Annotated in this window: 16 protein-coding genes; 4 read left to right on the top strand and 12 right to left on the bottom strand. The window is 55.6% G+C overall.

The window, feature by feature from the left end; all coding sequences use genetic code 11:
• Positions 1-443 precede the first annotated feature (443 nt).
• Genes ACFQZG_RS06850 through ACFQZG_RS06835 form a run of 4 tightly spaced genes read right to left on the bottom strand, consistent with a single transcriptional unit; the run spans position 444 to position 4,267 of the window.
• Positions 444-1,517 carry an ABC transporter substrate-binding protein gene (locus ACFQZG_RS06850; RefSeq protein WP_378150815.1) on the bottom strand — a complete coding sequence of 358 codons (1,074 nt, stop codon included), beginning with the start codon at positions 1,515-1,517 and terminating at the stop codon, positions 444-446.
• Positions 1,514-2,323, bottom strand: coding sequence for an ABC transporter permease (locus ACFQZG_RS06845; protein ID WP_378150814.1), 810 nt, complete (start codon positions 2,321-2,323; stop codon positions 1,514-1,516). Before ACFQZG_RS06845 ends, ACFQZG_RS06850 begins: the two co-directional genes overlap by 4 nt.
• The gene (locus ACFQZG_RS06840; RefSeq protein ID WP_378150813.1) at positions 2,316-3,122 is read right to left on the bottom strand and encodes an ABC transporter permease; all 807 of its coding nucleotides are present in this window, start codon (positions 3,120-3,122) and stop codon (positions 2,316-2,318) included. Before ACFQZG_RS06840 ends, ACFQZG_RS06845 begins: the two co-directional genes overlap by 8 nt.
• The gene (locus tag ACFQZG_RS06835; protein ID WP_378150812.1) at positions 3,119-4,267 is read right to left on the bottom strand and encodes an ABC transporter ATP-binding protein; all 1,149 of its coding nucleotides are present in this window, start codon (positions 4,265-4,267) and stop codon (positions 3,119-3,121) included. The genes ACFQZG_RS06840 and ACFQZG_RS06835 overlap by 4 nt, the downstream gene beginning before the upstream one ends.
• A 159-nt stretch (positions 4,268-4,426) precedes the next feature.
• On the opposite strand from ACFQZG_RS06835, the gene ACFQZG_RS06830 reads away from it, so the two are divergent.
• Positions 4,427-5,287: a VOC family protein gene (locus ACFQZG_RS06830; protein WP_378150811.1), complete on the top strand. Its 861-nt coding sequence runs from the start codon at positions 4,427-4,429 to the stop codon at positions 5,285-5,287.
• 53 nt (positions 5,288-5,340) lie between these two features.
• Here the strand turns inward: ACFQZG_RS06830 and ACFQZG_RS06825 are convergent, their stop codons facing one another.
• From ACFQZG_RS06825 to ACFQZG_RS06815, 3 genes are all read right to left on the bottom strand, one after another.
• The gene (locus ACFQZG_RS06825) at positions 5,341-10,428 is read right to left on the bottom strand and encodes a cadherin-like beta sandwich domain-containing protein (RefSeq protein ID WP_378150810.1); all 5,088 of its coding nucleotides are present in this window, start codon (positions 10,426-10,428) and stop codon (positions 5,341-5,343) included.
• A 229-nt stretch (positions 10,429-10,657) separates the two neighbouring features.
• Positions 10,658-14,497 carry a cadherin-like beta sandwich domain-containing protein gene (locus tag ACFQZG_RS06820; RefSeq protein ID WP_378150809.1) on the bottom strand — a complete coding sequence of 1,280 codons (3,840 nt, stop codon included), beginning with the start codon at positions 14,495-14,497 and terminating at the stop codon, positions 10,658-10,660.
• A gap of 167 nt (positions 14,498-14,664) precedes the next feature.
• A complete protein-coding gene (locus tag ACFQZG_RS06815) occupies positions 14,665-15,408 on the bottom strand; it encodes a ThuA domain-containing protein (protein WP_378150808.1) in 744 nt (247 codons plus the stop codon).
• Between the two features lie 180 nt (positions 15,409-15,588).
• Here ACFQZG_RS06815 and ACFQZG_RS06810 point away from each other — a divergent pair, with 180 nt between their 5' ends.
• On the top strand, positions 15,589-16,524 hold the full coding sequence (locus ACFQZG_RS06810) for a helix-turn-helix domain-containing protein (RefSeq protein WP_378150807.1): 936 nt from the start codon (positions 15,589-15,591) through the stop codon (positions 16,522-16,524).
• A gap of 242 nt (positions 16,525-16,766) precedes the next feature.
• On the opposite strand, the gene ACFQZG_RS06805 is transcribed toward ACFQZG_RS06810, so the two are convergent.
• Together ACFQZG_RS06805 and ACFQZG_RS06800 are read right to left on the bottom strand one after the other, a co-directional pair.
• The gene (locus ACFQZG_RS06805) at positions 16,767-17,243 is read right to left on the bottom strand and encodes a C40 family peptidase (RefSeq protein WP_378150806.1); all 477 of its coding nucleotides are present in this window, start codon (positions 17,241-17,243) and stop codon (positions 16,767-16,769) included.
• A gap of 200 nt (positions 17,244-17,443) precedes the next feature.
• Complete coding sequence (locus ACFQZG_RS06800; RefSeq protein ID WP_378150805.1) at positions 17,444-20,191, bottom strand: glycoside hydrolase family 2 protein; 2,748 nt, start codon at positions 20,189-20,191, stop codon at positions 17,444-17,446.
• 151 nt (positions 20,192-20,342) lie between these two features.
• Here ACFQZG_RS06800 and ACFQZG_RS06795 point away from each other — a divergent pair, with 151 nt between their 5' ends.
• Entirely contained in the window at positions 20,343-21,275 is a 933-nt protein-coding gene (locus tag ACFQZG_RS06795; RefSeq protein ID WP_378150804.1) for an ArsR/SmtB family transcription factor, read from the top strand.
• Between the two features lie 121 nt (positions 21,276-21,396).
• Positions 21,397-22,251: a sugar phosphate isomerase/epimerase family protein gene (locus ACFQZG_RS06790; protein WP_378150803.1), complete on the top strand. Its 855-nt coding sequence runs from the start codon at positions 21,397-21,399 to the stop codon at positions 22,249-22,251.
• 1 nt (position 22,252) lies between these two features.
• Here the strand turns inward: ACFQZG_RS06790 and ACFQZG_RS06785 are convergent, their stop codons facing one another.
• Genes ACFQZG_RS06785 through ACFQZG_RS06775 form a run of 3 tightly spaced genes read right to left on the bottom strand, consistent with a single transcriptional unit; the run spans position 22,253 to position 24,839 of the window.
• Positions 22,253-23,233: an ABC transporter ATP-binding protein gene (locus ACFQZG_RS06785; RefSeq protein ID WP_378150802.1), complete on the bottom strand. Its 981-nt coding sequence runs from the start codon at positions 23,231-23,233 to the stop codon at positions 22,253-22,255.
• A 3-nt stretch (positions 23,234-23,236) separates the two neighbouring features.
• On the bottom strand, positions 23,237-24,031 hold the full coding sequence (locus ACFQZG_RS06780; RefSeq protein WP_378150801.1) for an ABC transporter permease: 795 nt from the start codon (positions 24,029-24,031) through the stop codon (positions 23,237-23,239).
• 7 nt (positions 24,032-24,038) lie between these two features.
• The gene (locus ACFQZG_RS06775) at positions 24,039-24,839 is read right to left on the bottom strand and encodes an ABC transporter permease (protein ID WP_378150800.1); all 801 of its coding nucleotides are present in this window, start codon (positions 24,837-24,839) and stop codon (positions 24,039-24,041) included.
• Positions 24,840-25,029 lie beyond the last annotated feature (190 nt).

The following is a 25,029-nucleotide window of genomic DNA, read 5'->3' as shown; positions in this document are numbered from 1 at the left end:
GACTAATCCGAACTACAGAGCGCCGGAAGTAACTTATGAGGCACGCAGTTTGACTAATCCGAACTGCGGCTCGCCGAGAGTTACTTATGACACACGCAGTTTGACTAATCCGAACTGCGGCGCGCCGAGAGTTACTTATGACACACGCAGTTTGACTAATCCGAACTGCGGCGCGCCGAGAGTTACTTATATCGCACGCAGGTTGACTAATCCGAACTGCGGCGTGCCGAGAGTTACTTATTGCGCACGTAGTTTGACTAATCCGAACTGCAACGCGCCGGGAGTTATTTATGACGCTCGCAGTTTGACTAATCCGAACTACAGCGCGCAGGCAATTACTTTGGACGCACGCAGTTTGACTAATCCGAACTGCGGCACATACACGAACCCAAAAAAACATCTCCCCCCGCTCCGACTCCGGACGCGAGGGAGATGCTTTCGCTTTACTTCCGATGCATCTTAAACTCTAGGAACAGCTCGTTATAGTGCGCGAGCATCCGCTTCCCGAGATTGTCGTACACCTCGAGCTTGTCGGTCAGCTCCGGCGACGGATAGAACCTCTCGTCCCCCGAGATATCCTCCGGCAGCAGCGCGAGCGCCGCCGCGTTCGGCGTCGAATAGCCGACGTATTCTGCGTTGCGCGCCGCGATCTCCGGATCGAGCATGAAGTTCATGAACGCGTACGCGCCTTCGAGGTTCCTCGCCGTCGTCGGGATGACCATGTTGTCGAACCAGACGTTCGACCCCTCCTCCGGCACGACGAAATCGAGCTCTTCGTTCTCCCCCAGAATCTCCGAGGCGTCGCCGGACCAGACGAGGCCGACCGCTGCTTCCTCTCCGGCCAGCAGCATCTTGATCTCGTCGCCGACGATCGCCTTCACGTTCGGCGTCAGCACGTTCAGCTTGCGCTTTGCCTCCTGCAGGTGATCCTCGTTCGTGTCGTTCAGCGAATAGCCGAGACTGTTGAGCCCCATGCCGATGACTTCGCGCGCGCCGTCCACGAGCAGAATGTCGTTCTTCAAAGCCGGATCCCACAGCTCGTTCCAACTCGTGAACTTGTGATCGCCGACGAGCGACGGATTGAACACGATGCCGACGGTACCCCAGAAATACGGAATCGAATATTGATTGCCCGGGTCGAACGCCAAGTCCATGAAGCGCGGATCGATATGCGCCAGGTTCGGCAGCTTCGCATGGTCGAGCGGAACGAGCAGCCCTTCCTCCTTCATTTTGCTGATCGCGTAGTCCGAAGGAATGCTGATGTCGAACGTCGTGCCGCCCTGCTCGATCTTCGTCATCATCGCTTCGTTCGAATCGAACGTCTGATAGATGACCGTAATGCCGGTCTGCTCCTCGAACTCCTCTAGCAGATCCGGGTCGATGTAATCGCCCCAGTTGTAGATCGTCAGCGTGTTGCCCCCCGAATACCCTTCGGAAGCATTGAGCCGATACGTGACGTACATGAGCGCGAAGGATACGACTAGAACCGCGGCGAGTAGCCTGACGAGCTGCTTCATGGCTGCGGCACCCCCACTCTGGCGCGACGTCCGACGTTGCGGCGGTTCACGAAGTAGAAGCCGACGACGAGCGCGATCGTCACGAGGAAGATGAGCGTCGACAGCGCGTTGATCGACAACGACACGCCTTGGCGCGCCCGCGAGTAGATCTCGACGGACAGCGTCGTGTAGCCGTTGCCCGTAACGAAGAACGTCACCGCGAAGTCGTCGAGCGAATACGTGAGCGCCATGAAGAATCCGGAGAATATCCCCGGCTTGATGAACGGAAGCACGACCCTGGACAGCACCTGCCGGCCGTTCGCCCCGAGGTCCCGTGCCGCGTCGATGAGCGATGGGCTCATCTCCTGCAGCCGCGGCAGCACCATGAGCACGACGATCGGCACGCTGAACGCGATGTGCGACAGCAGCACCGACGTGAAGCCGAGCTGAATGCCTGCGATCGTGAACAGGATAAGGAACGAGGCGCCGATGATGACGTCCGGGCTGACGATGAGCACGTTGTTCATCGAGAGCAGCGCGTTGCGGCGCCGGTTGCGCCGAATCCGGTGAATGGCGAGCGCGCCCGCGATGCCTAGAATCGTCGAGATCGCCGCAGACAGCAGCGCGATGACGACCGTGTTCAGCACGATGATGAGCAACCGCGTGTCGTTGAACACTTCGCGGTACCAATCGAACGTGAACCCGTCGAATCCGTGCATCGTTCCTCCCGCGTTGAACGAGTAGAAGATGAGATACGCGATCGGCGCGTACAGGACGACGAAGACGGCGACGAGATAGGCGTTGGCCCACGCGTTGTTTTTACCCATTCGCGACACCGCCCTTCCGCTTCCCGGTCAGGATCATGATGACGGCCATCGCGATAATGAGGACGACGGCGATCGCCGAGCCCATGCCCCAGTCTTGCGTCACGAGGAATTGCTGCTCGATCGCCGTGCCGAGCGTAATGACCCGGTTGCCAGCGATAAGCCGCGTAATCATGAACAGCGACAGCGCCGGGATGAATACCGCTTGGCAGCCCGCCTTGACGCCTTCGAGCGTGAGCGGGAACACGACTTTGCGGAACGTCGTCCAGGGCGATGCTCCGAGATCCCTCGAGGCATAGATGAGCGAAGGATTCAATTCGGCTAATGCGTTGTAGATCGGCAAGATCATGAAAGGGATGAAAATATAGACCGATACGAACACGAAGCTGAAGTCGGTGAACAAAATTTGCCGCGTGCCGATGCCGACCGACTCGAGCACCTTGTTGGCGAAACCATAAGTGCCGAAGATGCCGATGAACGCGTACGCCTTCAGTAGAAGATTGATCCAGCTCGGCACGATGATGAGCAGCAGCCATAGCGACTTATGCTTCGTGCGGGTGAGCCAATACGCGGTCGGATACGCGACGAGCAGCGAGAATACGGTGATGAGCAGCGCGTACCAGAACGAGTTGAGCGTCATTCGGAGGTACACCGGCGATAGGAACTTCGTATAGTTATCGAACGTGAATCGACCGTCGACGTCGAACAGCGAATAGTAAGCGATGAGCACGATCGGCGCGACGACGAACAAGACCATCCATGCCAAGTACGGGATGAGGAACAGATTTCTCGACCTCGTCATGGCGCATCAGCCCCGTTCTCTTCTGCGTCGCTATACGCTTCCAAGCGCCGGTCGAAGTCCGCCTCCGATTCGCCGAAGCGCATGACGTGGATCGCTTCCGGATCGAAGCCCAAGCCGATGTTATCGCCGACGTTCGCCTTGCGCGTCGAGTGGACGAGCCACTCGTTGCCCGCGGCATCGTTGCAGCTGATCTCGTAGTGAACGCCGCGGAACAACTGGCTGTCGACCTTCACCTGCAGTTTGCCGAGCTCCGGCGTCGTAATCTCGAGGTCTTCCGGACGAATGACGATCTCGACCGGTTCGTTCGGCATGAAGCCGCCGTCGACGCAATCGAACGTCTTGCCCGCGAACCGGACGACGCCGTCCTCGATCATCGTGCCCGGCACGATATTCGATTCCCCGATGAAATCGGCCACGAATCGGTTGATCGGCTCGTCGTAGATGTCGACCGGCGTACCGCTCTGTTGGATGACCCCTTGGTTCAGGACGAAGATCTCGTCCGACAGCGCGAGCGCCTCTTCCTGATCGTGCGTGACGAAGATGAACGTGATACCGAGCCTGCGCTGCAGCTCGCGAAGCTCGTACTGCATCTCGGTGCGCAGCTTCAAGTCGAGCGCGGACAGCGGTTCGTCGAGCAGCAGTACCTCCGGCTCGTTCACGATGGCGCGGGCGATCGCGACGCGCTGGCGTTGGCCGCCGGACATTTCGGAGATTTCCCGGTTCTCGTACCCGCTCAGGTTGACGAAGCGCAGCGCTTCCGTCACCTTCGCGTCGATATCGGTCTTCTTCCACTTCTTCACGCGCAGGCCGAACGCCACGTTCTCGTATACATTGAGATGCGGGAACAAAGCATAATCCTGGAATACGGTGTTCACCTTGCGTTCGTGCGCGGGGACGCCGTTGATGACTTTCCCTTGGAAAATCACGTCGCCCTGGGAGGGCTGGGTAAAGCCCGCGATCAGACGCAGAATCGTCGTCTTCCCGCAGCCCGACGGACCTAGCAGCGTGTAAAATTTACCTCGTTCGATCTCGAAGCTGACATCGTTAAGCACCGTCGTGCCGTCGTCGTATCGCTTGCTGATGCGGTCGAATCGGATAATCGGTTGTTGCTCTCGTTGTAATTGCCGTTGCTGCTGTTGCGACATGTTTCGCGCCTCCGTCCTATGCGACATCCTAACTTTTCCCTATTGTAACATGATACCCTCTCGGGTAGACATTCACTCGAAGCGGTTGCACGCACGATATTAATTTGGTATAGTTACTTACATAAAGTTATTAAATATCCGATCGGAGGGTTCGATAATATGGCCTATTCCTTACCTGCCGCGACCATGCTGGGCGAAGTGAAACTGAAGGTGCGCAACCTTGCGAACCTCGTTAATTTCTATACGGACGTCATTGGACTTCAAGTGTTGAACCGGGATAGCACTCGGGCGGAGCTGACCGTGGACGGTGAACGGGCGTTGCTCGTGCTCGAAGAGCTGCCGAACGCGATCACGTTGCCGGAGCGCTCTACGACGGGGCTGTACCATTTTGCGATTCTCGTGCCTAGCCGTAAGCAACTTGGCTTGTCGTTACGAAGGTTGGCCGAGCATGGCGTTCGGATCGGTCAAGCGGACCATCTCGTGAGCGAAGCGCTGTACTTGTCCGATCCCGAGGGCAACGGCATCGAGATCTATCGCGACAGGCCGCGGGAGACGTGGGATTGGGACGGCGACAATGTGAAAATGGCGTCCGACCCGCTGGACATTCCGGGCATCCTTCGCGAAGCAGAAAACGAACCGTGGCAAGGGCTGCCTCCCGAGACGATCATGGGACATATCCACCTTCATATCGGCGATCTGGAGAAGGCTCGGGAGTTCTACTGCGGTCTGCTCGGCTGGGGCATGGCGGCCGACATGTCGCGCATGATGCGCGCCCTGTTCATCTCCGCCGGCGGTTACCACCACCACATCGGCCTCAACGTCTGGGCCGGCGTCGGCGCGCCTCGGCCTCCGGCCAACGCGACCGGGCTGGATTACTTCAAGGTCGTGCTTCCTTCGGCGGCGGATCTTGAGGAAGTGGTTGGACGAGTGAAAGGTGCAGGCGTGGAGGTCGAGGAGCGGGACGGCGCTTGGAGCTTGCGCGATCCGTTCGGGATTGAGATTAGGTTGGGGTTGGAGTAATGCAAAAAAACGAGACCTTGCAGGTTATGCCTGCTTGGTCTCGTTTTTTTGTGCTAGTTTGTATCTGGGACAATGTTTAGGAAGGCAGCCGATGTGTTGACGCCGCTCGAAATCAGCATGACGAACTGACGCTTACCTCCCACAAGCGGGACATCTTCCCATGTATAACTCGTGCCGGATACGTTCGTCGGAGTCAAGGTATCGCCATTGATGTCGTAGAGAGATAGCGAACCACCAAATGGGGCATTAAATGACATGTATAGCATCCCCGCTGGATTGCTATGAACGAAATTCCATCCTGGTCGCGGATCAGTGCTGACTGACTCTAATCCTTGGCCATCCATAGAAACAGATCCACCTACATTCATGTTCAGATCATTGAGAAGACCGAAGAGGACGTGAACAGACACTGCGATTGGCCTGCCGAACATATCCGTTGCTATTACATCTTCAACCTTCTGATCACTGCCTGCCGGTTTGCTTATACTTCGCGTAACGGAATTATCTCCCTCAAGGTAGGTAAATGTTGCCGTTTCAATCGTATCATCGTTGGTAGAGAAGTAAATATCATCGCCAAGACGAATACCGGCAATTCGAGTGCTACCAACCATTATGGATGAAGCTTCATTCTCATTTACGATCGCATTGAACGTATAAGTAGTATCCCACTCGTTCCCTCGTTTGATCGTCACTTCAAGGGTATTCAATCCGTTACTAAGTCCTGTCCATAGTCCAGTACCTGGATCAATTACGCCCCCGGCGTAACTGATCTCGTAACCGGACTCGGGAACCAAGTCGAGTATAATTCCATTGGTCAACTCGGTTTCGTTAAGCTCCAATTCCGTATAGAATCGATAAGCAGAGCTGTATTGCCAACTTATGGGATCCATGCTGACTGCTTTCCAAGAATTCATTCCTGTAACATGGATCGGCGTGGTTCCTATCTCTTCGAACTCGAGCGGTATGACGAAAATCTGTCCATCGTTCTCGAGCCACATTTGCGCTTCGGTAATCCCGTCCTCATCCAACACAATTTCAAACATATTATCCTCGTACTGAGCCTCGGTCCCATTAGTTAAGACGATTTTTTGAATGCTAGTGTTCGGATCCATATAACCGTCCCCTTCGTTCAGGAACACCATCTCCGCATCGGGCACGACCTCGGCTCTCCATATATTCGAACCGGACACAGGACTGAAGTCAACTAAAGCATCGAATCCGTCTATGGCATAAAAACCATCAATATCAAACGCTTCTGGAGGATTTTCTCCGATCCAGAGGTTGTACGTGTAGTGCGTTGAGTTACTATTATGCGAGTCATATACGTAAATGTCTATCGCATGCCAGCCCGTAGCTAATTCAGTAAGCTGATAATACCCTCCGCTTAACGTCAGTGTCTCGGACGAATGGTCCAGATACACTTCGATATTGGGAGTATTCGAAGATGGAAAAGCAGTTAATATTAAATTTACCGGTCCATTGCCACGATAGCTTGAAAAGTATGCAGTTTCACCTACTTTTAAAGCTGCAGGCGCTGCGAAATCAAGCAATGATGGATTAGAGCCGATACCTCCCATGATGTAAACAGATGACAAACTACCAGGAATCGCTGGCGTGCGTGTCAGATTCACAATGTACGTAGCGCTGCGAATCCCAGAAGGCGACCTAATGACGATATCTATCGATTTTCCGTCATTCCCGACTTCGATGCGTTCCGCCGAGCCTCTGGGTTCATTATTAAAATAGTACATCGGAATTCCATCGACTGATACGGACAATTTCGAATCATCGTAAGAGAGCATAGGTTTCAAAATAACATAATCAATGCCGTGTGGCAGTTCGTAGTTAGCGATATTCATATTGTCGAATTGATTCGAATATAAGGTCGTCACATGCGACATTCCGAAAGTAGTTCTATCGTAAAGTGTAGCCGAATCGATCGTTAACGGAATTGCAGACACTACCTCGATCGTGTATACGAACTCGCGACCATTCGTTGCGAATACGAAGCGGATCGTTCCTTCTCTCGACTCAGGATTTAGCGAGTAATAACCGTCCCCATCAGGTGCCAAACTTTCGCTCAAGCCATCATAACCGGTATATACGCCCTCTAGTGCAATGTTGCTCGGCAGCTCCGCCCCGGATAGCTTAAGACTTACTGCTGGGCTTGCCCCTTCTAGTTCCAAATACCAGCGCGATGCATTACTGGAAGATTCGCCAATTAACGTATTGTCCTTAGCTTCGAACGTAAGCCCATTGAACGGCTCGGGAATGCCCTCGCCGTAGTAGACATGAAGCTCGTAAGTTCTATATTGCTGCAACGAGTAGTCCCAAACATCGATATCGAAGTCATTCCATCCATCTACAATGTCCATCGGCTCGAAGCCCATATAACCATAACCAAGCTTCGTCCTTACTCCGTCTAACCATTGATAAACATCCGCATGTTCGGTCATAGGAGCGATAACAAAGCTGTCATATGCAAGCGCGTCCTTATCCATCATAATGAAGTAACTATTTTCGCCATAGGCAACGCCATCAGCGAAGTTATATTCTCCGTAACTTGCGGAGACACCGGTTAGGTTGAACGCATACTCCCCCGGATCTCCTCTTAATACTGTGAATTCAATGCTCGAATACGACTCTTCGCCTCGCATCTGATAATTAATAAAGAACCTCGTATATGCGCCATCGGCTTCCAACGGTATCGCAAAGTTAGATACTACGATATTTTCTTCTTCGCTTGCCGTATAAGAGAACAACTCGGTTGCGCCTTGATCATAAATTTTAACCCACTCGGGTTCTAACTCTCCAACTTCAAACAGCATGTTTAAATGCACCGAATCCGTTTCTTCCTCAACTGCAACCGAATATTCGTATTTCGGACGACCAACCTCATCTTCGCCTTCATATATCCGCTTCGGAGCCGCTCCATTTAACGACTCCTGGACAGACCAACTCGTGACGCTATTCGGAATTGAAATAACCCGCGTTATTGTCAGCGTATAAGTTCGTGTTGTTACTCCGTCAGGAGCAGTAACGATAATCTTGAATACGTTCTCGCCAAATTCAAGCGATAGTTCGTTTGCAGATACGATGGTTGCGCCCTTCTTAACGACGACCGTCGCGCCTTCGTATTGCTTCGACGCGAGGATATACGCACTAATGATATCCGAATCGACTGTCACCTCATAGTTGCCATTGACCGGTGTCAAGTAACCTTCATTAATTGCGACAACGGACAAGCTCGCATCGTTCGATAATCCATGCGTTACGCTAATCGTATAGATCTGAACGATATTAAGACTCGTACTTGTTACGGTTATCATGATTAAATTGCTGGCCTGGGCGAGAGGAACATAATTTTTGCCTGAGCTATATGGCACAGTCTGTCCATTAACATGAAGCGATACGCTAACGCCGGCCGGCAATTGACCTAAGCTCATCTCGAGCGTCTCGCTGTTAATTCCGGACAAGTTATACACGCCCTGATCCGGTCGGAAGTTCCCTACGCCGAGTCCTTGAATAAAGACCGTTCCCGTCAACAAGCTTGCCGCGCGGTTCACGACGATCGTATACGTTTTCGTCGTGCCGTTCTGCGCGGTAACGAGTACCGGAATGGTTGTGACGGTTCCTGCGGACGTCCCGGAGGCATTAAGCGTGACCAACTTATCGATGCCGCTCGAAGCCGATTGTCCGTTGACCTTGACCGTCGCACCGGAATGCGCAACCGTCGATTTGATCGCTACTTCGGCCGTCGTATTACTAACGTTAACTGTATACGTGTCCGCCGAGCTGAACGTAATCAAGTTCAAGCTCGAACCCGGCTCCGTCAAGCTCAAGCCGCTCAAGTTCGCGTTGTTCGACTGCACCGGCGGCGTAGTCGATGTCGAGGTGGCCGTTGCCGTAGCGGTCGAAGTAGCCGCGCTCTGTTCTTGCTGGCGCTGCTTCTTATCATCGTCGAATCGCTTCTTCCCTGCCTCATCCAATTGCTTCTCGTAAGCTTCCTGCGCCTTGCGCTTCTTCTCGTCTTCCGCGGCCTTCTTCGCCTTCTCAGCCGCCAAACGAGCTTCCTCTATTTTACGTTGCAGCTCAGCTTGCTTGTCGCGTTCCTGTTGCTCCTTGACCTTCTTCTCTTCCGCGGCCTTCTTCTGCTGTTCTTCGACTTCCCGCTGCTTCGCCTTCTTCTGTTCTTCCTCTTGGGTCGTCTGGAGCGTCTTCTTGGTCAGGTCCACGTCGAAACCGGATTGGCTCTTCACTTCTTCGACGAGCTTATTGAGCCGCTCTTGGTCGATTAATCCGCTCTTGACCGCCTGATCGGCGATTGCCCCGAGCAAGTTCTCCGTATTCGATTTGAACCTTGCCAGATCCGCTTCCGTTCCGCCGATTTCGCTAGGTACTTGTTCTTCGAATTTCTTACTGTAATCTTCATTCTCTTCAACGATCTCTTTGGCTGCTAACAGGATCGCTTCAATGATGTTCGCTTCGCTCTGCTTCATGAGCAACTCGAGGTCCGCCGGCGCGACCGTGATGTCAGACGAATCGTTCTCGTCTTCCCCGCCCGTGATCAAGGCATTTTGCGTCGGATAGACGTTCTGCGCCTTGTCGCTCTTGCCAGGCGTCGACGTATTAACGATACCGGCCGCGACCATGAGACGAGTTGCGCCCGTCAGGGGATCGACGTTAACGAGCAAGTGCGTTCCCCGCACGCCCATGACCGCGGTCGGCGTCTCCAGCGTGAACTCGTCGTCCGCGTTCGCGATCGACTTGACGTCCACCCATGCCGAGCCCTTCCACATGCTGACCTTCGTGGTCGTTCCTTTCTTGTTCGACAGCTTGGAGAACGTTAGCTTCGTGTTCGAAGCGACGGTCATCTTGTCGTCGTCGGATGTGCCATTGGAGAACTGTAGCACGGCGGATCCGCCGTCGCCGACGGACAGCACGTCCCCTTCGTTCAAGCTCATCTTGGCGAACGCCGTGAATTCCTTGGAACCGCCAGATTTCTGCACCTTAACGGTGCCTTTAAGCTCCTTAATAACGGCTACCCGCGACGAAGCCGCAGCCGCTTCCTTCGAGAATGCCCCCAACAGCGGCACCGCGAGAACCAACATCGCTAATAAGTAAATAAGTCCCTTGCGCATTATCCATTCCTCCTATTGATAACGAGGCGTTCGCCTCAAACCGATTCCCTGGGCAACCCGACCAATATATGAAAATCAGCCCACTATTCTACCATTTTACAGGATAGGAGCACTAAATTTCGATAACTATTTTATCAATACGACAATTGGCGGCAAAATTCTATCTGCGATTGTGCCAATAACGAAAAAAACCTTGCGGCGAATCGCCGCAAGGTAATCTACGATAGAATCAGGCTTCTCCATCTTCACGCCATATCTTAATGAGCGTTTCTTCTGAGTAACCCGTCAAATCGGTGATCTTGATCGTAAAATCGTTCCAACCCGCGTTCAGTTGCCCGATGAAAATCTCTCGCGCGTTCTCGTCGACGCCGGCATGTACGGTACTGGACTCGACGTTTACCTTCGATCTCGGCGAAGGAATGGTATACCGGATCGTTGCGGAATCCGAGTCTGTAATCGCGGTGTAGGTATAGTTATCCACTCGCTCAAAAGTAATCGTCGATTCTGCATCTTCTAACTCAAGCGTATCGAATGCTGTGGAACTTCCCGTCATGACGACGAACGTATACGTGAACGGCGTCAAATGCTCTCCAACGGGGAAGACCGTCAATCGGAACGCATTCTCTCCTGGCTCAAGCCCGTTCAACACCAACCAGCCGGAACTATCGTCCAAAGCTACATTCTCCTCATCCTTCAACGTATAAGAGGCTACGAGATCAGAGAAAGAGAATTGCGTCGATATCTCCATCTCGTTCAATTGCCCTTCCTCCAAGAACGTGTAGAATGTATTCGGCACGCCTATCGCAGGAATCCAACTGACCGGCGATTCGTCTTCCCTCGCGAGATCCCAGTAAGTCAAGCCGTATAAAGGCGGTGTAGAACGGTATATAAATACGCGATACACGTTAGATTGATCGCCCATGCGCAGCACGATCGTTACTTTCGTCGAACCCACGGCAGTCGGGATTTGGAATGCATCTCCCTCACCTGATGCAGTATGGAACGTACCCGAAGCGTCTTCATAGTAGACGCTCGCCTCGGCTTCTTCCGAATGCGATAGCACCAACATAACACCGTCGGCACCGAAGCCGATCTCTGCGTTAAAGTCGTTGCTCTCGGCACCGTTCGTAATGCTTGCGTCGATCCCCGATGCCAACTCATACATATACGGCGGCACTTCATTCAACGTTAATTCGGAAGGTACTTCTTCCCCGCGGAAGATCGTCAACGTATACGTCTTCACAAATTGCCCGCTCGGATCTTTGACGACGACCTCGTATTGATTGTAGTCTGTCTCAAGATTAACGATGTATTGTCGCGATCCATCGTATACGGGCTTAACCGGCATGCCGTCGAGGTATAGTTTCCCAGGAAGGTCCATGTTTACTCTCGACACGTTGGATGCTACTTGGGTGAAGTAGCTCAGTTCACCCGAGCGGATTGGCGAGTCCAATAGCGCGAATCGATCCTCGTCCACTAACGTAACGTTTCCGAACGCTGTCCAGATCGGATCCTCATCACCGCTTACCACATTTAACGTAAAGTAATCAGCGTCGTAACTACCGCTGTAGAACCTTAACGCATATTGGTTCAGGCCGGGATTTATGCCGGTGATCGTTTGAGAAATTCCGCTTTCGTTCCATGTCGCAATCGGTACGGATTCCTCACCGTTTTCGCCTTTGCGGAACAACTTGGCCGAAGTAATTCCTCTGCTCTCCTTGAATTGCAGCGTAGTCGTGAATGAGCTTACGTCACCCGACACCTTGGTGGAAAATATATTCTCTCCTACATCGACATATTCCCACTCAATCGGTGTTGAAGAGTCGACGTTCGTTGTCGTCGTCCAGCTCGTAACAGTTCTTGGAATCGATTGAGCCTCATCTAGATACAATTTCAATGTATACGTCAAATTCGTTTCACCATCGGCGGCAAGGGTTGTGATGATGAAATTGTTGGGACCTTCTACGAGCGTGGCCTCAATCGGGCCTCCATAATAAGGTTCATTATTAACATGCACTTCCGTCCCATCGTCAATGAGTAGCGGAGTAAACCGTACTTTAGATCTCTCGTGCGCTAGAGGCCAGTCCATAGAGAGTGGACTGTAACTATCAAAAGGCCTACTGCTCATTGAAACCCAGAATCCGTCGGAACTTAAGCGCTCCAACGCAATTCCGCTAAGCATCGCTCTAACGATATTAAGCGTGTAAATATTTTGCGTTCCGTCCGTCGAAGTTACCGTAACATCGAAAGAATTGTTCCCCGCGGCTAGCGTCTTTATCCCAGTCCCCGTTACCGTCGTGTTCATGTAATCGGAAGCGGATGCGTTGATCGTTATGCTTTGCGCGTCATTGGCTACCACGACAGTATAACTGCTTGTACCCGAACCCGACGTGAACCCGCTTACCCATTGCTGATTTACCGAGAGCGAGAATAATGTTGCCGGCATCGGGACCGTTCTATATACGGACAGGGTATACGTCTTCGTCGATCCGTCCGCGGCACGCACTTCGACGGAGATGTACGTATTCGTACCTGCCGTCAGGTTAATCGCTCCGCTGGCGGTACCGCTTGCTACTGCCGTCCCGTTTACTTTCACAGTCGCAGAGCTATCCGCGACGGTCGGCGTTACGGACAAGCTGGATACATGACTGCCGACTTCCATCATGAATTGAGTCTTCCCGCTTATGAACGTTAATTGCCCGTTAGAAACCGCGAGATTGCTCAAGTTCGCGTTGCTCGAGAGATTGCCGCTCGGATCCGTAACTGGAGACGGATTAGGCGACGTGCTTGGCGACGAACTCGGACTTGCGCTCGCCGAAGCCGACGGAGAAGCCGCGGCGTTCTGCGCGGCAGTCTCCTGCTCCCGCTCCTTCTTCTCCGATTCGAAGCGAGCCTTCGCTGCGGCGTCCAACTGCTTCTCATACGCATCCAACGCCTTGCGCTTCTTCTCTTCCTCCGCAGCCTGCTTAGCCTTCTCGGCAGCCAGTCGTGCTTCCTCGATCTTGCGAAGCAGCTCCGCCTGCTTGTCGCGCTGCTCCTGCTCCTTGGCCTTAGCTTGCTCTGCCGCTAGCCGCTGATTCTCTTCGACTTCCCGTTGCTTCGCCTTCTTCAGCTCTTCCTCTTGCGTCGTCTGCAGCGTCTTCTTGGTCAAATCCACCGTAAACCCGGATTGGCTCTTCACCGCTTCGACGATCTTATTCAGACGCTCCTGATCGACCAACCCGCTCTTAAGCGCCTGATCCGCGATCGCGCCAAGCAAATTCTCCGTATTCGACTTGAACCGAGCCAGATCCGTAGCCGTACCGCCGATCTCGCCCGGCGTTTCGCCGTTCTCGTAACGCTCGACGTATTGCTCGTTCTCCGCCGTAATATCGGCAGCGGCCAACAGGATCGCCTCGATAAGGCTCGCGTCGCTCTGCTTCATGAGCAGCTCGAGATCCGCCGGAGCGATAGCGATCTCCGCGTCCTCCTGCCCCGCATTGTCGCCGCCCGTAATGAGCGCGTTCTGAGTCGGATAGACGTTCTGCGAATCGCCGCCGCCACCCGGAGCGGACGTCGTCACGATGCCCGCCGCAACCGTAAGGCGCGTGGCGCCGGTCGCGGGATCCACGTTCACGAGCAAGTGCGTGCCCCGCACGCCCATGACCGCCGTCGGCGTCTCCAGCGTGAACTGGTCGTCCGCGTTCGCGATCGACTTGACGTCGACCCACGCCGATCCCTTCCACATGCTGACCTTCGTCGTCGTCCCTTTGGCGTTCGACAGCTTGGAGAACGTCAGCTTCGTGTCCGAAGCGACGGTCATCTTATCATCCTCGGTCGTACCGTTGGCGAATTGCAGTACCGCGGTACCGCCGGAACCGACCGCCAATACGTCCCCTTCGTTCAGGCTCATTTTGGCGAACGCCGTGAACTCCTTGGAACCGCCGTTCTTCTTGACCTTCACCGTGCCCTTCAATTCCTTGATGACGGCTACTCTCGAAGTCGCCGCTGACGCTTCGGCCGTGAATGTCCCCAGCCACGATAGCGACACGAGTAAGATCGTTAGTACGTATATAATACCTTTGCGCATGTGTTCTGCTCCTTCTTGTAGGTCGAATGTACCTTTGTAGGCAAATTAGCCCAGTTAACTACCATGTTACAGGAACAACGCACTTCTTTTCGACAACTTTTTTATTAAAAACAAAAAAAGCGCCCGGCCGTTTCCAGCCGGAGCGCTTATTTGTAACGATCAGGAATTTATTGCTTGCCTTTGATCGGCTCGAGCGACGGTACCGCGTGCCCGTACTTCGGATACGTCGATTCCGCGACCGGCGCAGCCCATTGCGCCGCATTGCGAATGACGCGGCGAACGCCTTCGTTATAATACGTCGGGAACGTCTCGTGACCCGGACGGAAGTAGAAGATCCGCCCGTTGCCGCGCGTATAGCAGCAGCCGCTGCGGAACACTTCTCCGCCTTCGAACCAGCTCACCATGACGAGCTCGTCCGGTTCCGGAATGTCGAAGTGCTCGCCGTACATTTCCTCTTCCGGCAGTTCGATGTACTCGCCGATGCCCGCGGCGATCGGATGGCCCGGCTTCACGACCCAGATCCGTTCCTTCTCGTCGGCCTCGCGCCATTTGAGGTCGCAGGACGTGCCCATGAGCTTCTTGAAAATTTTCGAGAAGTGGCCGGAGTGAAGCACGATGAGCCCCATCCCCTTGTGCACGCGATCGTACACGCGATCGACGATCTCGTCGCTCACGTCGCCGTGCGCGAGGTGGCCCCACCACGTCAGCACGTCGGTATCGTTCAGCACTTCTTCGGTCAAGCCGTGCTCCGGATCGTCCAGCAGCGCGAACTTGATTTCGAAATCGTCCGTTCCCAGGCCTTCGGCGATCGCGGCATGCATGCCTTGCGGGTAGATGCTCGCGACTTTATCGTTTTGTTTCTCGTGACGGTATTCGTTCCAGATCGTGACTTTGATCTTGCGGTTGCTCAATGTCGGCAGCTCCCTTATGGTCCAAGTGTTGTGCAATCCTCATCATTATAGACAACCGCGCGAGCGGCCAACAATGTCTCGTCGAGCTATTTTATTACGCTATTCTGTTATACATCCATTATTATTCGTATTGAAATGGCGATTCCCATACGCTATTCTGTTATACAGAAGCAACAACCAATGATCGGGGAACTGTGGAACATGTATCCGGAACTCATTAACGAACAGGTCATATACCAGAATCCGTTCTTGGCCATGCGCATCTGGCAGATCGACTCCGTCCACCGCGTGCCCGAGGAGACGAAGCGCCAGCTGGAGCAGGATTGGCTGCAGCGACGGTTCGTGAAGTGGCACTATCATAAGGAAGTCGAATTCCTGCTCGTCATGAGGGGCGAGCTGACCGCCTTCAGTTCGGACGAGCGGCTCATTCTAAGAGCCGGGGACATCGGCTTGTTCGGGTCCGGGGAGCCTCACACGTCCCTTGCTACCGACGCGGACCTCAGCTACCTCGTCTTCCAGATCGATCTGCACCAGTACTGGGACCAGAGCACGCTCGGCAGCATGCGCCACTTCTCCGAAGTCATTCGGCCGCTCAGCGCGCTGAATTACGTCTACCGAGACAACGCGGAAGTCCGCGACGCGACGGCCGCGCTTATCCGGGACATTCATCAGGAGATGAACGAGAAGCGGATCGGGTACGAGCTCGCCGTATCGTCGCGGATCAAGAACATGCTGCTGCTCCTGCTGCGCAACGACAAGCAATTCAAGCTGCATTACAGCGACAACGGACTCATCGACCGGATGCAGCCCGCTCTCGACTACGTCGACAAGCATCTAGGCGAGAAGCTGACCGTTGAAGCGCTGAGCAAGACGATGAACATGAGCTACACGTACTTCATCAAGCAATTCAAGACCGCGGTCGGCATGCCCTTCACCGATTACGTCACCTATAAAAGAATCAAAAAAGCGGAGCAGCAAATTCTGACCGGCAACGCGAGCATCGCGGAAATCGCCGAATCCGTCGGCATGACGAACGTCGGCCACTTCTACGACATGTTCCGCCGCATCAACCAATGCACGCCTCGGCAGTTCAAAGACCGACTCGCGCCGGACTGACGCGCGCATGCCATACTTTGGCAACGCGGCCCTTGTAACTTTCCGATCCTCGCGCCCGTTATTATTACCAGAAGGCGGCGGAAACCGCGACCTCCGCCAGACTATTTCCCGAGAAATTGTCGGCGTAGCCCCGGTCTTGTCTGCAACGCTCGAATGCGAATGTTATCCGTACGTAAAAAATCGACGATCTTCCGCCGGAACTGCGTCCGCGGCCGATCGCCGATAATTAGATAACGAAGATTTTACAGCACTCTGCGCGCCGTTACGTAAGCATTCTTCCAATACGAAGTCGTCATGTCGGAGAGCGTTACGCCTTTGCTGCTGCTCGCGTGCAGCATCTTCCCGCCTCCGGCGTAGATGCCGACGTGGCTGATTCCGGCGCCGCCCGTGCGGAAGAACAAGAGATCGCCGACGCTCAGATACGCTTTGTCGATTTTGTCGCCTACCCAAGCTTGGGAGGAAGAGGTGCGCGGCAACCAGATGCCCAGCTCGCCGAACACGTGCTGCGTGTACGAGGAGCAATCGAACGAATCGGTAGATCCGGGCGTAGAGCCGTATAAGTATGGGGTGCCTATGTAGTTTTTGCCGAGAGAGACGAGCGACAGCGACTCGGCCGTTGCCGCGCTAGCTTGCTGCGAAACGCCGAAGGCAAGCGACGTGAAGCCCGCGATCGCGATCAATCCGGTTAACAGTACTCTGGCTGCGAATTTCTTCATCATGTAAGGGTATCCTCCCGATAATTCCTGTTAGGTTATCGTGTTTATCGTCGGAGTTAACTATACCATAGGCGAAACACCCTAAATTCTCCCAAAAAGAAACCCGTTCTTCGCGGCGTAACGCGTTGAACGGGTTTCTTAGAATTCCGTTAGAAAATTCTCATGCAACCTTCGACTTTACATTTCGATGACCCGGCGATCATTCAGCGATAACGAACCTGCAAGTCGATCGGGTATCTGCCCGCGTTCCGGCCGTAAAGGGCAAGCCCTCCCTCGGAGGCGCGAAGCTCCAACCGGAAGCCGCGCTTGACGTCGATTCGGCCGAGCAGACGGCTCGGAACGACAGCCCGGCACAGATAGCCGTAAGATCCCGCGTCGTCCAGCTTGTCGTGGGTCGGCTGATAGTGCCAGGACAGCACGCCGCGGCTATCCGCGGGATCGTCCGACAACGCGAAAGTGCCGATCCGCTCGCCGTCGACGTAAGCTTCGATTCGCGATTCATGCTTGTCGTCGTCGGTCATCGGGTACGTGTTCGGATTCAGCTCCGTCTGATCCAGCCCGCCGTGCATGAAGTCCGTGTCCGTCCGGTAGCTGTCCGCATCGCCCCTATTGCGAGCGAGCAGTCGCTTCGCGCTCGCCTCGAATACGATCTCCACGTCCGTCAAGATGTGATGTTCCGACTGCTCGGGCAACGTCACGTCGTACGCGATCGTCCCTTGCTTCGCCCCGTTAATCTTATGCCCCGTTAAAGACGTCCACGCGTATTCGAACGTCATCTCGGCGTATTCGGTTACAGGCAAGGATACCGTTCCCGCGACCGCCTGGCCTCCGCGCACGTCGAACGCGGCGAAGTTGCGCGCCACCGCGACGCCTTCCTCGTCCAATAACCGGACGGCAAGCACCGCAACCGCGTCTTGCGTCGGCATGACGACGGCGATCGGAGCGATCGTCGCGACGCCGTAGCCGTCCCATGCTTCGCTTCTGGCCCCGCGGTCCGCGATCTTGCGCTCGCCGAGCTCATCATGCCACAGTTCCCACTCCAGCCGGAGCGTCCGGCCATGATGACGATCGTCGAAGCTCGAGCGCAGCAGCGCCGTCTCGACCCGCTCGCCGCCTTGAACCGTGCGGCATGGCGGCGCATCGACGACGATGAAGTCCGGCGTATGCAGGTCCGCGATCGACATGCCCGGCACGAACGCCTCGTAGCCGAATTGCTTATCCGCGCCGTTCAGCCGGTAATAGCCGTTGAATTCGTTCGTCACGTCGCGGAATTCGGTGAAGATGAAGCCGCATATTTTGTCATGACGGCGGTATTCGTTCAACATGTATTTGTAGTGCCAAGAGATGTCGCTGTCTCCCGCTCCGCCGACGAAGCCCCATACGTTGCCGCATTCGCTGTTCATGAGCGGCGCGTCCGATTGCTTATTGCCGTTCGTATAGTTAAAGTTCGAACCAGGATACGTATTGTCCGTGACGTCGATCAGATGATTGCGAACCTGCTCGTACCCGTTAATATAGAAGTGCCACGTGTTCAGGTCGGATTCTACATGGTCCATGTTGCAAGGCGAGTTGTCCTCGACGATGCGCGTCGGATCGAGCTGCTTGGCCCAGCGGTAACAGCTCCGCACCCATTCTTGCGTCTGAGGCAAATACAGCTTCGCGCTCACCTTGTCTCCCGGAATGCCGGACGGCGCCTCTTCCGTCTTGAGTCCCCACGTTTCATTAAACATGACCCACGAGATGATCGACGGATGATTGTAATCCCGGAGAATGATTTCCCGCGCCTCGCTCTCGTAAGCGGCACGCGCCGTCTCGTCGGGATTGCCCCAGAAGCACGGCATATCCTCCATGACGAGCATGCCCAGCTTGTCGGCCCAGTACAGCTTGCGCGGCTCCTCCGGCTTAATATGGATGCGGACGAAGTTCAATCCAAGCCGCTTCAGCAGATAGATCTCCTCGCGCATCGCTTCGTCCGACGGATACGTGAAATGCCCTTCGGCGTGGTACGACTGGTCGAGAGCCCCGTTCAAGTAGACCGGCTTGCCGTTCAGCGTCAGCCAGCGATAGCTCCGGTCGCCGAACTTCTCCGTGCCGATCTCGCGAATGCCGAAGTACGTGCTCACCCTATCCTCGCCGAAATCGCCGGACAACCTCAGCTCGCCCTCGTACAACGTCGGCGAATCCGGGCTCCACAGCCGAGGCTCCGCGACGGCGAACGCCGTATCGACGACGTTCTCTCCCTCTTGCAGCGTCACGTCCAGCTCGTGTTCGACATCGCGAGCGCCGTCCGTGCCGAACAGCAAGCTCAGCTTCGCGGCGCCTCCTTGTCCCGCGACGATCGTCGCGCACACCTCGACCTTGCCGTCGGTCTTCGTCTTGAACTTGGCATCCTTAACGTACGAACGCGGGCGCGCTTCCAGCCAGACGGGCTGCCAGATGCCCCGAATCTCGCCGTATCCTTGCTTGCCCCGCGCCTGATGGTTCAGGTCGTTGTCTTCCGCCCGCACGACGATGGCGTTCGGCGCATCCTTACGCCATACATCCGTCACCTCGATGTCGAATGCGCCGTAGCCCCCGGTGTGCTCGCCGACGTGCGTCTCGTTCACCCAGACGTCGCAGCGATAATCGACCGCGCCGAAGCGAAGGAAGACGCGCGCGCCGTCTGCGTCCGGGGTCCAAGCAACCTCGCGGCGATACCAGCCGACGCCCTTCTCGTCCGATCCGATGCCGGATAGCGGGTTCGCCCAGGAGAAAGGAACCGTAATCCGTCTATCGAATGCCTGCGCCTTCCGATCTTGCTGCCACTGCTGCCGAAGCCCTTCGTTGAGCGCGTCGAACGTGAACGCCCATTCGCCGTTCAGATTGAGCCAATTCGCCCGTTGCCAATCAGGACGCGGATATTCGGGACGAGGAACGTCCGCTCGCGGGAGCGCGGAAGCTTGCATGACCATTCGGGAACACGACCTTTCTGCTGGAAGAAGTGGATTTTTCCTTATCCTAGCATAGGTATATGTTATTCGCAATGTGTATTGTTATTTTACAATATAATTGATTCATTATATACTGATTCTAACGATACCCTACCGGAAAAGAGTGAACCGAATGAGCGACATGAAGCAAGACTTGATCCGTTATCCCGCCTCGCGCATCGTCGACGTGGCGAAGGCGCTGTCCGGCGACCTTCGGGTACGCATTCTCGAGGCGCTCGGCGATCGGCCGATGAGCGTCAGCCAGCTCGCGGAAGCGCTCGGCGTGGCGCAGCCGACGATCTCGATCAACGTGCAGACGCTGGAGCAAGCGGACCTCGTCGTCTCCAGCCAAGGAGCGAACCGGGAGAAAATCTGCGCCGTGACGTGCCGCTCGATCCAGCTCGAGCTGCCCGCCAAGCCCGGCGACGGCTTGCACCGCACGGAGGAAATCCGGATGCCGATCGGCATGTATTCGCGTGTTTCCGTGAAACCGACATGCGGCCTCGCGAATCGCGAAGGCCAAGTCATCGGCTCTTCCGACGACCCTCGCGTCTTCTATATGCCGGAACGCGTAGACGCCGCGCTTCTCTGGTTCTCCGAAGCCGGCTTCGTGGAATACGTCTTCGCCAATCCGCTGCCTCCCGGCGTCGAGCTGGAAGAGCTGCGCCTGACCGCCGAGCTGTGCTCGGAAGCGCCCGGCTTCAACACGGAGTGGCTCTCCGATATTACGGTGACGATCGACGGCCTCGACATCGGCACATGGACGAGCCCCGGCGACTTCGGAGACCGTCAAGGCAAACTGACGCCCGAGCGATGGAAGGGCGGCACCGAATACGGGAGGCTTACCGAGTGGGCCGTCACGTCCGCGGGCAGCAGCGTGAACGGAGAAGCGTCCGCGAACACGACGCTCGCCGAGCTCTCGTTGGCTTACAATAAGCCGATCACCGTACGCTTCGAGGTGCGCGAAGACGCCGTTAACCGTCGCGGCATGAACCTGTTCGGCGCGAGCTTCGGCGACCATCCGACGGACGTCGTGCTGTCGTTCGTCCGCCGCGCGCAGCCGTAACTCAGGGATTCATTCGGCAATATCGCGCAACTTTATGCCAACTGCGCGCATCCCGCGCATTGGATAACTATGGTAGTGTCGAGTTATCACCCAATCCGCTTCGGAAGGAAGGCAACCGAACATGTCCGAATCCTCTTATCTGTCCGTCAGCACGTGGAGTCTTCACCGCCTGCTAGGCCCGCTTCGCTGGACGGTCTGGAACGCCGAGACCGGCGCGCACGACACGCATATCGACGAGCAGCCGCAGCTGCATACGTTGCTCGAACTCCCCGCGGTAGCCGCCGCGCGCGGTTATCGGGCGATCGAGGTTTGCCACTTCCACTTCCCGCGCACGGACGCCGAGTACTTAACCGAGCTGCGGGCCGCGTTCGACGCCGCCGGCGTTCGCTTCGATACGCTGCTGCTCGATTACGGCGATCTGACGACGACCGACGATCGCCGGCGCGAAGCCGATCTCGAACTCATTCGCCGCTGGATCGATATCGCGTCGCTGGCCGGAGCCCGTCAGATTCGCGTCGTCGCGGGAGAAGCCGAGCCAACCGACGAAGCCGCGATCGCGCGATCGGCCGCCTCGCTGGCGCAGCTCGCGCATTACGCGGCGTCCAAGGGCGTCCGCGTCATCACCGAGAATTTCAAACCGCTGACGTCGACCGCGGACAGCTGCCTTCGCTTGTTGAAGCAGGCTGGCAAGGCGGTCGGCATGATTACCGACTTCGGCAACTTCAAGGGCGACGCCAAGTACGCCGATCTGGCCGCCATCGCTCCGCGCAGCGTTTCCGTGCACGCCAAAGCGGCCTATGACGACGAAGGCCTGCCGGACGTATCCGAATTCGTCCGTTGCCTGGAAGCCGTCAAGGCCGCTCGGTTCGATGGCGCTTATGTGCTCATCTACGACGGGCCCGGCGACATGTGGGAAGGACTCGAGCGCATCAAGCGCATCGTTCTCCCTTACGTCGATCAAGCCGCGGCCGTCTAGACTAAGCCGTATAAATATCCTTAATGACATCCTCGATCGGAATGTTGCGGATGTTGATGTCCTGAACGGGCAGGCGGCCGAGCAGCTCGTAGACGAACTGCCGGAGATCCCGCTCGTTCAGGTCGATCTCGATCGTCGCCGACATATCGTCCATGCGGAGGATCGCGTAATCCCGCAGCAGCTCCTTGCTCCCGGGATCCTGGAACTGGACGTCGATGATTTTCTTCTGCGAGAAGTACCGGTTCAGGTTGCCCATCGTATCGTTATACACGACGATGCCTTTGTTGATGATCGTCACGTTCTCGCATAAGTTCTCGAGGTCGGACAAGTCGTGCGTCGTCAAAATGAACGTCGTCCCGAGATCCCGGTTCGCCCCCTTGATGAACGTGCGAATGTTCTCCTTCGAGATGATGTCGAGGCCGATCGTCGGCTCGTCGAGGAACACGAGCGGCGGCTCGTGCAGCATCGCGCAGACGAATTCGCACTTCATCCGTTCCCCGAGCGACAGTTGCCTCACCGGCTTATGAATAACGTCTTGAATGCCGAGCATTTCCTTGAAATAATCGATCAGCTCGTTATACCGTTGCCGAGGCACCTTGTACATGTCCCGGTTCAGCGCGAACGTGTCGATCGCCGGCAAGTCCCACCACAGCTGCGACTTCTGTCCGAACACGACGCCCAGATGCTTCACGAACTTTTGCCGCTCGAGCCAAGGCGTGTAGCCCATCACCTTCACTTCGCCCTCATCCGGATGCAGAATGCCGGACAGCATCTTGATCGTCGTCGACTTGCCCGCTCCGTTCGGCCCGATCAGCCCCCGAATTTCTCCCGCCGCGATCTTCAGGTCGATGCCGTTCACGCCGTTCACGATGTCGTGCTTGCGGTTGAACAGCGACTTGAACGCCGCCCCGAAGCCTTCGTCCCGCTTCGTCACCTTGAAGCTCTTCGTTAGCCCGCTTACGTCGATAATGTATTCGCTCATCGCTCAACCCCCCGCGCTCGTATATTTGTTCAGGCTGCGATTCCATAACCATAGACTGAAGACGAACATAAGCACGCAGCCGATGATCGACCAATACGCCCCCGCGTCCGCCCGATCGAGCAGAATTTGCGCCGGCACGTACGCCCAGATCGCGAACGGGAAGACGGTCAGGAACAAGGTGCCGAGCATTTTCGGATAAATATTGACCGGATAGTCGCCGAACCCGAGCACGCGATCGACCAACTCGGGCACGCGGCCGACTTGAACGAGCATGATGACGATCGTGCATAGCAGCGTCTGGACCGCCATATAGAACGCGATGCTGCCTGCGATCATGAGCAGGAACAGCGCGATCTGTCCGATGCTCGGCACGATCTTCAACTGAACGAGCGCGTAACCGGTCAGGGCGCAGCCCGATAGCGTCGCTCCGATCCCCTTCAGGTTGAACCCGCTGCACAGGAGCACGCCGAGCGGCGGATATGGCTTCACGAGCAGCCGGTCGAAGTCGCCTTTGCGCACCAAGCTCTCCGCCACGTTTTTCACGTCTCCGAACAAGAGCTCCCGCAGCCCGAGCCAGAACAGCAACAGCCCCTGGAACAACATGATCTGCTTCAGGTCCCAGCCCTCGTACCCTCTCGTCTGCGTGAAGAAAATATATTGCAGGAACGGCGCCGTCCCGGAGAATAAGATCGAAGTGATCAGCCCCGTGAAGAAGTCGAACCGGTACGCCATCGCTCGCGACACGCCGAGCTTCACGTTCCATGCGTACAACTTGAACAATCCGCTTACGTTGTCCATCCGTCGCTCACCCTCCCGCCGCGCAGAACTTCCGAATCGCCAGCTTCCATAGGAAGTGGCATGCCAGGTAACCCGCCGCGATCCAGCCGAGCTGGCCGAGCACGATCATGCCCCAATCCTGCAGCTCGCCGACGCTCTCCTTGTTCAGGAACAGCTGAATCGGATAGTAGAAAATGTACTTGAAAGGCAACACGTCGCACACGCGCTGCAACCACGCCGGATAGAAGTCCAGCGGGATCATCCCGCCCCCGAGCAGGTTCATCGAGATGTACACGAGCTCGTTAAGTCCCGAATTGCTCTTGACGATGAACGCGGTCATCCCGATCAAGTAGTTGATCAAGAAGAACAGGCAGAATGATAAGATGCTCACCGAGACGAACTTCAAGAGCGACATCGCGGTCATGAAATCCGGCGGATAGATGATGCTGTAGATGATGAGGTCCGGCACGAATTCCAGCACGATCCCCGTCATCCGCAACGCGACCGCCGCGGACAGTTCGTACCAGAAGATATTGATCGGCTTCAGCAAATGGATGCTCAGATCGCCGGTCAGGATGTAGTCCGACAGCCTCCGTTCCGCGAAGTTCCAGATGAAGATCCAGACGAAAGTCGTCCCCGCCGTGTACCAGATCATCTCCGTGAGCGTATATCCCTTGATCGTGTCGGCCCCGTTGTGCGCGAAAATGCTTCGGTACAGGAAGATGTTGACCATCAGAATGAACGGGTGGATGACGATCGAGATCAGGAAGCTCTTGCGGTATTGCAGGAACAGCTTCACGTTCGTCTGGATGGCCTTGAGGAAATACATCGGCATCCTCCTAGCTTGCGTAGTGGATCAATGATAGAACGAACGTTCGTGAAAATCGATGTGCATTTCTACTCTCATTAGGTGCATTTATCCAATCGGGAGGAAAATAATGCGAGGGGATTGACAGCCATTCGCCGGAAATGATACTATCTTCTTCCTTTCTCTTCCTAGCGCTAGGGAGCACTAAAGC

The organism is Cohnella sp. GCM10027633, assembly GCF_042675445.1.
Taxonomy (GTDB): Bacteria; Bacillota; Bacilli; order Paenibacillales; family Paenibacillaceae; genus Cohnella.
The sequence above is the reverse complement of the archived record's forward strand: the minus strand, read 5'-3'. Positions and strand labels throughout refer to the sequence as shown.

What these genes read in the sequence shown, in the direction of transcription:
- ACFQZG_RS06775 (WP_378150800.1), bottom strand. Translation starts at nt 24,839, where the DNA reads ATGTATTTCCTCAAGGCCATCCAGACGAACGTGAAGCTGTTCCTGCAA.
- ACFQZG_RS06830 (WP_378150811.1), top strand. Translation starts at nt 4,427, where the DNA reads ATGGCCTATTCCTTACCTGCCGCGACCATGCTGGGCGAAGTGAAACTG.
- ACFQZG_RS06780 (WP_378150801.1), bottom strand. Translation starts at nt 24,031, where the DNA reads ATGGACAACGTAAGCGGATTGTTCAAGTTGTACGCATGGAACGTGAAG.
- ACFQZG_RS06835 (WP_378150812.1), bottom strand. Translation starts at nt 4,267, where the DNA reads ATGTCGCAACAGCAGCAACGGCAATTACAACGAGAGCAACAACCGATT.
- ACFQZG_RS06845 (WP_378150814.1), bottom strand. Translation starts at nt 2,323, where the DNA reads ATGGGTAAAAACAACGCGTGGGCCAACGCCTATCTCGTCGCCGTCTTC.
- ACFQZG_RS06785 (WP_378150802.1), bottom strand. Translation starts at nt 23,233, where the DNA reads ATGAGCGAATACATTATCGACGTAAGCGGGCTAACGAAGAGCTTCAAG.
- ACFQZG_RS06840 (WP_378150813.1), bottom strand. Translation starts at nt 3,122, where the DNA reads ATGACGAGGTCGAGAAATCTGTTCCTCATCCCGTACTTGGCATGGATG.
- ACFQZG_RS06805 (WP_378150806.1), bottom strand. Translation starts at nt 17,243, where the DNA reads ATGATGAAGAAATTCGCAGCCAGAGTACTGTTAACCGGATTGATCGCG.
- ACFQZG_RS06810 (WP_378150807.1), top strand. Translation starts at nt 15,589, where the DNA reads ATGATCGGGGAACTGTGGAACATGTATCCGGAACTCATTAACGAACAG.
- ACFQZG_RS06790 (WP_378150803.1), top strand. Translation starts at nt 21,397, where the DNA reads ATGTCCGAATCCTCTTATCTGTCCGTCAGCACGTGGAGTCTTCACCGC.
- ACFQZG_RS06820 (WP_378150809.1), bottom strand. Translation starts at nt 14,497, where the DNA reads ATGCGCAAAGGTATTATATACGTACTAACGATCTTACTCGTGTCGCTA.
- ACFQZG_RS06800 (WP_378150805.1), bottom strand. Translation starts at nt 20,191, where the DNA reads ATGGTCATGCAAGCTTCCGCGCTCCCGCGAGCGGACGTTCCTCGTCCC.
- ACFQZG_RS06825 (WP_378150810.1), bottom strand. Translation starts at nt 10,428, where the DNA reads ATGCGCAAGGGACTTATTTACTTATTAGCGATGTTGGTTCTCGCGGTG.
- ACFQZG_RS06795 (WP_378150804.1), top strand. Translation starts at nt 20,343, where the DNA reads ATGAGCGACATGAAGCAAGACTTGATCCGTTATCCCGCCTCGCGCATC.
- ACFQZG_RS06850 (WP_378150815.1), bottom strand. Translation starts at nt 1,517, where the DNA reads ATGAAGCAGCTCGTCAGGCTACTCGCCGCGGTTCTAGTCGTATCCTTC.